The following is a 6,240-nucleotide window of genomic DNA, read 5'->3' on the forward strand; positions in this document are numbered from 1 at the left end:
GGCGCAGTAGGGCTGCGGCCAGGCATTGCGATGCGACGACCATGATATGGAGTGAGCGAAAATGTCGAGCGACTGTGTTTCCGAAATTCGGGATATCGCCCGGGAAATCCGGGATGTCACCCAGGACGAGATCGAGCACTACAAGAAAAACGGCTGGGTAAAACTCGAAAAACTGTTCGCGCCGGAGATTGTCGAAAAACTGTTGCAGCGGGCAAAGGAGCGGATGGGTCAGGATCCGCTCAGTGTCAGCCGCGCGGACCCGGGCTCACGGGTTTCCGACGCGTTCAAATGGTATTCCCGCTGGGACAGCTGCTCCTATCACGACGAGTGGATTTGTGCCGTCAGTCATTCGCGCGAGTTGGCCCGCATTGCGACCCGCCTGATGGGCGTCAGCGTCCGGTTCTATTTCGACCAGATGTTCGTAAAAGTCCCCGCGACAAAAATGGGGACCGAGACGCCCTGGCACCAGGACCTGCCGCACCATCCGTTCGACAGGCACGGAGCGCTGGGCATCTGGGCCGCGCTCGTCGATTGCCCTCCTGAAAAAGGTGCGATGCGCTTTCTCAACGGCACGCATCGTGCCGGCCTGTTCGGCCGTTTCTCAAACCGGACCGACGGCGTGTCCTTGATCGACGAAAATCCCTGGCTGCTCGACCAATATGAGATTTCTCCGCCGCTCGATTTGCGACCCGGAGACGCCACGGTGCACGATTTTGCCGTTGTCCACTGCGCACCCGCGAACACCACCGATTCGCCACGCTGGGTTTATCTCACCCAATGGGCCCCTGCCGGAGCGCTCTATACCGGGGCGCCGAACCATCGAACGGTCAATCTCGGGCTCGAGATTGACAAGCCGCTTTTGCATGAGCGGTTTCCGGTCATCGCTGTCTGACATCGGAAATTCGGAGCAAGCGGTGACGCAACCAAAGACTCGGAATTGCCATGTGCTTGCGGTCGGCGTTTTCGACCTGTTTCATGTCGGCCATGTCAGATTGCTGAAACGCGCGCGCAGCCTGGGCACCCGCTTGTTCGTGGTCGTCAACAGCGACGCCTTGACTGCGCAATACAAGCGGCAACCGATCTACGACGAGCATTGCCGACTCGAAATCATAAAGGCTTGCCGATTTGTCGATGACGCCCGGATCCGCGACACATTCGACATCAAGCCCTTTATCGGATTATGGAATATTCGCGCCATCGTGCATGGCGATGAATGGGAGCGCAGCTCGTATTTGAAACAGCTTCGGCTTGACGAGAATTTTCTTCTCAAAGAAGACGTCAATCTTTCCCTGTTGCCCTACACTGCCTCGATAAGCACTACGTCGATCCTCGACAAGATCATCTCGCAGCATGCGTCTGCAACGGCCGCGGCGCACGCCGGTTCAAACGGGGCCGCTCAAACGAATATCTAGCTCAAAAACCCGAGGGCAATGGCCTTTGCGATCGCGTGCGCCCGGTTTACGCAATACATCTTTTCAATAATATTCTTGATATGAAAATTTACCGTCGGCACCGAAACGCCGATGATCACCGCGATCTCGATAGACGTTTTGCCCTCGCTTGCCCAGCGAATCACCTCCAGTTCACGAGCGGATAATTTCGTCATACTTTCGGGAAGGAACTTCTTGAGCAGAATACTTGCAAACTTGGTATGGGTGGACAGAAACAGCCGGTCCAGCGTCAGGCATTTTCGTCCTGAAACACTCACGCCCCTGCGTCCGGCGTCTTTGGCGAGTGAAAGAACGCCGAAGGTGCCGTTGCGGCTGTAGATTACCCTCGTCCAGGCGATCCGAAGCCCGGTCGCATCGGCCACCGCCGGTGTCATCAGCGCCCTGTCCGAGTAAGCGCTACGCCTGAATTGTTTTGGTTTCGCCGATTGCGAATCGGCGCTGTTGGTCCTGGACCGGCCGCGACGCGTTAGCTGCGGCGTTTGTGCAGGGTGCGGAAAATTATCGTACTGGATGATATTTCTCTTAAAAAACGGAATCGGCATTTCGATACAGTACGAGCAATACGGAAAGCCGATTTCATCTGAAACGGCCAGGATGATCGAGAATACCTCTTCTTCGGACCGCGCCAGCATCAATTGATGCTCGAAATCCATCTGCGATCCGCCCGCAAATCACTGTAACGGTGCAACGCGCGATATGACATTGATGGCGACGAAGGCACGGCAACTGCCCAAACTGGTCGACATGTCGTACTCCCCCACAACGGCTGCATATTGATCTTGACGTGCAGCTCCCATGCTTTACGGCGACTACAGTTCAATAATGCGTTGGTCGGACCGAACATCCGCCGGAAAACCCGTTTCCGGCTTTCGCCACGTTTGCTCTCTGATCGGATGGCGGCGCTGAAAATATCGCGCCCGTTCAACTATACAATCTGAGATTGAAATGTCTTTTCTAAGACTTCGACTGACTTTTTACGCCTATTTTTTTAGGTTCTAATTAGTGACCGCACCCAGCTGCAGTATCGACCGCGTTGTCGGTTGAAGCCGCTTCTTGCTGCTCACGCAGGCGGCCATTAAGGCCCGCAGCGCCTGACGGAATCGCATCGATTGCCGATAAGGAAACGCCAAAGCTCGGACCTAAGCCAATACTACGCACTGGAGACGCGTTTTTCAGATCATCCATTCTGGGCCCGGAGACAACAGACACAACACTGATCGCGCAACGGCCGAAATTCGGCTAAGCTTTCGACGAAACAGGAACCGCTCCAATGTATGACCCCGCCGGCGTCAAGACATCGCCTGAATTTTCCGTTCCCGAGCAGATGAAGGCCTGGGTTCTCTGCGATCCGGATCAACTTCAGCTGCGCAACAAGCCGACACCGGCGCCAAAGCGCGCCGAAGTTCTGGTCCGCATCGATGCGGTTGCAATCTGCGCCACCGACCTTGAAATCATCCATTCGGGATCGCCGGCGAAAATTCAAGGCGGCCTGCCCTTCAACAAGGACTTCACGCCGGGTCACGAATACATGGGAACGGTTGTCGCGCTTGGACCGGGGGTCGACGAGTACGGTATCGGTGAACGCGTCAGCGTGGAAATCCATGCCGGCTGCGGCCAGTGCAAGCGATGCCGGCAGGGCATGTACACCTCGTGCCTGAACTACGGCGAGCCCGAAAAGGGTCATCGCGCTAACGGTTTCACGACCGACGGCGGTTTCGCCGAGTATGCGGTCAATCATATCAACACGCTGGCGCGGGTGCCGGACACCATGAGCGACGCAGAAGCAACGCTGGTCGTCACCGCGGGAACGTCGATGTACGGCCTGACCGAACTCGGCGGACTGGTTGCCGGCGAAAGCGTCGTGGTGATCGGCCCCGGGCCTATCGGATTGCTCGCGGTGGCCGTCGCCAAGGCGTTGGGCGCGAACCCTGTGATCCTGACCGGGACTCGCGACGCCCGGCTGGCGATCGGCCGGGAACTCGGAGCAGACCGCGTCATCAACGTCGGGCGGGAGAACGCGGTCGAGATCGTGAAACAACTCACCGGCGGGATCGGCGCGGACTACGTGGTCGAGTGCGCCGGCACCGAAAGCACGGTCAACGAAGCCATCCACATGACCAACCGCGGCGGAAAGATCTGCCTCGCGGCGTTCCCGCACGACCCGGTGACGATGGATCTGGCGCACCTGGTGAAGAACAACATCTACGTTTACGGCATCCGCGGCGAGGGCCAGAGCGCCACCCGCCGCGCGATGGCCTTGATGGCGGACAAGCGGTTCGACGCGGCGAAGATTCACACCCACACGTTTTCGCTTGCCGATCTTCCCACGGCGCTGCGTTACGCCCGCGACCGAGTGGATGACGCCATCAAGGTGGTCGTCACCACGCGCGAGGCCGCAGCACTCAGCAGCGCCGCGGAGTAGATTCGTAGGATGGGCAAAAAGCGCCCTTTGCGCCGTGCCCACCCTCACCGTCGCGAGATTTGTTATCCTGAATGGTGGGCACGCGGAGCCTGTCATCGGGCGCGCGTTCGCGCGGCCCGTTGGCTTTGCCACCCTACGCATTACCTTCAATCCGCGGTCCAGCCGCCGTCGACCAGCAGCGACGAGCCGGTCATCAGTGCGGACGCGTCGCTCGCCAGAAACACCACGGCGCCCATCAGGTCCTCGACGGTGCCGAGCCGGCCGAGTTTTATTTTCGACAGCACGCTGTCCCGGAAGGCGGCATTCTCGAAAAACGGCTTTGTCATCGGCGTCTCGATGAAGGTGGGACACAGCGTGTTCACACGGATGCCGTGCGGCGCGAGGTCGATCGCCATGGCCTTGGAAAATCCTTCCATCGCCCATTTCGACGCGCAATACAGCGAGCGGTTGGCGCCGCCGACATGGCCCATCTGCGACGACATGTTGATGATCGAGCCCGGGCCTCCAGCTTCGATCATGCGGCGCGCCACGGCTTGCGCGGCGAAGAACGCCGCACGTACGTTCAAACCCATCACATGGTCGAAGTCCCCGACTGGGACGGCAGTGAACGGATTGGGCCGGTTGGTGCCGGCGTTGTTGACAAGGATGCTGTACGGCTCGGCGGCAGCCATCGCCTCCGCAAAGGCTGAAATATCGGTGACGTCGAGCGCCAGCCAGTCCGCGGCAAGGCCGGCGTCGCGAAGCGCGGTGGCACCCTGCTCGATTTCACTTGTGGTGCGGGCGCACAGCGTGACATGGGCGCCGGCTTGCGCCAAAGCCGCGGCGACCGCAGCACCAATGCCTCGCCCGGCCCCGGTCACGAGCGCGCGGCGGCCGTCAAGACGGAACGACGGCGTCTTCGGGATCATCGGCGCGGTCATTCCGCGGCGCTTGCATAAGGAATGTTGCGGCCGCCATAACGGCGAACGCGAATATTGGCCTGCTCGGCATGTCCGGCAAATCCTTCCAGCATGCACAGCCGCGAGCAGTATTCGCCGATCATGGTGGAAGCCTCGTCGGTCAGCACCCGCTGATAGGTGACGGTTTTGAGGAATTTGCCGACCCAGAGGCCGCCGGTATAGCGCGCGGCCTTCATGGTCGGCAGCGTGTGGTTGGTGCCGATCACCTTGTCGCCATAGGCGACGTTGGTCCGCGGCCCGAGGAATAGCGCGCCGTAATTCGTCATTTTTTTTAAGAAGGTGTCCGGATCGCGCGTCATCACCTGCACATGCTCCGACGCGATCCGGTCGGCCTCCCGCACCATCTCGTCTTCATCGTCGCAGACGATCACCTCGCCGTAGTCGTCCCATGCCTTTGCCGCGATCGCCGCGGTGGGCAGGATTTTCAGCAGGCGTTCGATCTCCGCCATGGTATCCCGCGCGAGCCGCTCCGAATTGGTCAGCAGGATCGCCGGCGAGTTCGGTCCGTGTTCGGCTTGCCCCAAGAGATCGGTGGCGCACATCTCGCCGTCGACCGATTCGTCGGCGATGACAAGCGTCTCGGTTGGCCCTGCGAACAGGTCGATGCCGACGCGGCCGAACAGCTGCCGCTTCGCCTCGGCCACGAAGGCATTACCGGGACCGACCACCATATCGACCTTCTCAAAGCTTTCGGTGCCGAGCGCCATGGCGCCGACCGCCTGGATGCCGCCGAGACAATAGATCACGTCGGCGCCCGCCAGATGCTGCGCCGCTACGATCGCCGGCGCCGGCTTGCCGTGATAAGGCGGCGCGCAGGTGATGATGCGGTCCACGCCGGCAACCTTCGCGGTGATGACCGACATGTGCGCGGAGGCGAGCAACGGGTATTTCCCGCCCGGCACATAGCAGCCGACCGAATTGACCGGAATGTGCTTGTGGCCGAGCACCACGCCCGGCAGCGTCTCGACCTCGATGTCGAGCATCGATTCCCGCTGATGCTGCGCGAAGTTACGCACCTGTTCTTGCGCGAACCTGATGTCGTCGAGATTGCGCCCTGACAATTGCGACAGGCAATCCTTGATCTCGGCGTCGGTCAGCCGGAAATCCCCGCGGTCCCACTGGTCGAACTTGATCGAAAGTTCGCGGATTGCCGCGTCGCCGCGCTTTTCGATATCGGCCAGAATCCCTTCCACCGTGGCGCGGACTTTTGAATCGTCTTCGGAGCGCTGCGCGGCATCGCGGCCGCGCTTGAGAACTTTTGGCATCGGGCGTCTCCTGGGTTCGTTGAGTCACCTCTCCCCGCAGGGGAGAGGTCGGATCGCATCGCCAGATGCAATCCGGGTGAGGGGTCCATCCGCGAGTCCGAGCGTGGGAAAGCCCCCTCACCCGAAGCCTGCGCTACGCTCCA

The 6,240-nt window shown here is 60.3% G+C and carries 6 protein-coding genes; 3 read left to right on the plus strand and 3 right to left on the minus strand.

Features of this window, described 5'->3' with window-relative positions:
- The first annotated feature begins 61 nt into the window (after positions 1-61).
- Together VGP39_RS23630 and VGP39_RS23635 are read left to right on the plus strand one after the other, a co-directional pair.
- The gene (locus tag VGP39_RS23630; protein ID WP_327570519.1) at positions 62-892 is read left to right on the plus strand and encodes a phytanoyl-CoA dioxygenase family protein; all 831 of its coding nucleotides are present in this window, start codon (positions 62-64) and stop codon (positions 890-892) included.
- 52 nt (positions 893-944) lie between these two features.
- The gene (locus VGP39_RS23635; RefSeq protein ID WP_327570520.1) at positions 945-1,412 is read left to right on the plus strand and encodes an adenylyltransferase/cytidyltransferase family protein; all 468 of its coding nucleotides are present in this window, start codon (positions 945-947) and stop codon (positions 1,410-1,412) included.
- On the opposite strand, the gene VGP39_RS23640 is transcribed toward VGP39_RS23635, so the two are convergent.
- Positions 1,409-2,104, minus strand: coding sequence for a LuxR C-terminal-related transcriptional regulator (locus VGP39_RS23640; RefSeq protein ID WP_327570521.1), 696 nt, complete (start codon positions 2,102-2,104; stop codon positions 1,409-1,411). The genes VGP39_RS23635 and VGP39_RS23640 overlap by 4 nt on opposite strands.
- Before the next feature lie 617 nt (positions 2,105-2,721).
- On the opposite strand from VGP39_RS23640, the gene VGP39_RS23645 reads away from it, so the two are divergent.
- A complete protein-coding gene (locus VGP39_RS23645) occupies positions 2,722-3,873 on the plus strand; it encodes a zinc-dependent alcohol dehydrogenase (protein ID WP_327570522.1) in 1,152 nt (383 codons plus the stop codon).
- A gap of 146 nt (positions 3,874-4,019) precedes the next feature.
- On the opposite strand, the gene VGP39_RS23650 is transcribed toward VGP39_RS23645, so the two are convergent.
- Both VGP39_RS23650 and hisD read right to left on the minus strand, forming a co-directional pair.
- Positions 4,020-4,793 (minus strand): SDR family NAD(P)-dependent oxidoreductase, encoded by a 774-nt coding sequence (locus VGP39_RS23650; RefSeq protein WP_327570523.1) that lies wholly within the window; start codon positions 4,791-4,793, stop codon positions 4,020-4,022.
- Positions 4,790-6,097, minus strand: a complete 1,308-nt coding sequence (hisD, locus tag VGP39_RS23655; RefSeq protein ID WP_327570524.1) for a histidinol dehydrogenase — start codon at positions 6,095-6,097, stop codon at positions 4,790-4,792. The genes VGP39_RS23650 and hisD overlap by 4 nt, the downstream gene beginning before the upstream one ends.
- Positions 6,098-6,240: the final 143 nt, after the last annotated feature.

Source organism: Bradyrhizobium sp., assembly GCF_036009065.1.
Taxonomy (GTDB): Bacteria; Pseudomonadota; Alphaproteobacteria; order Rhizobiales; family Xanthobacteraceae; genus Bradyrhizobium.

Excerpts from the sequence above, each read along its gene's own strand:
- VGP39_RS23630 (WP_327570519.1), top strand. The coding sequence starts at position 62 with ATGTCGAGCGACTGTGTTTCCGAAATTCGGGATATCGCCCGGGAAATC.
- VGP39_RS23640 (WP_327570521.1), bottom strand. The coding sequence starts at position 2,104 with ATGGATTTCGAGCATCAATTGATGCTGGCGCGGTCCGAAGAAGAGGTA.
- VGP39_RS23645 (WP_327570522.1), top strand. The coding sequence starts at position 2,722 with ATGTATGACCCCGCCGGCGTCAAGACATCGCCTGAATTTTCCGTTCCC.
- VGP39_RS23650 (WP_327570523.1), bottom strand. The coding sequence starts at position 4,793 with ATGACCGCGCCGATGATCCCGAAGACGCCGTCGTTCCGTCTTGACGGC.
- hisD (WP_327570524.1), bottom strand. The coding sequence starts at position 6,097 with ATGCCAAAAGTTCTCAAGCGCGGCCGCGATGCCGCGCAGCGCTCCGAA.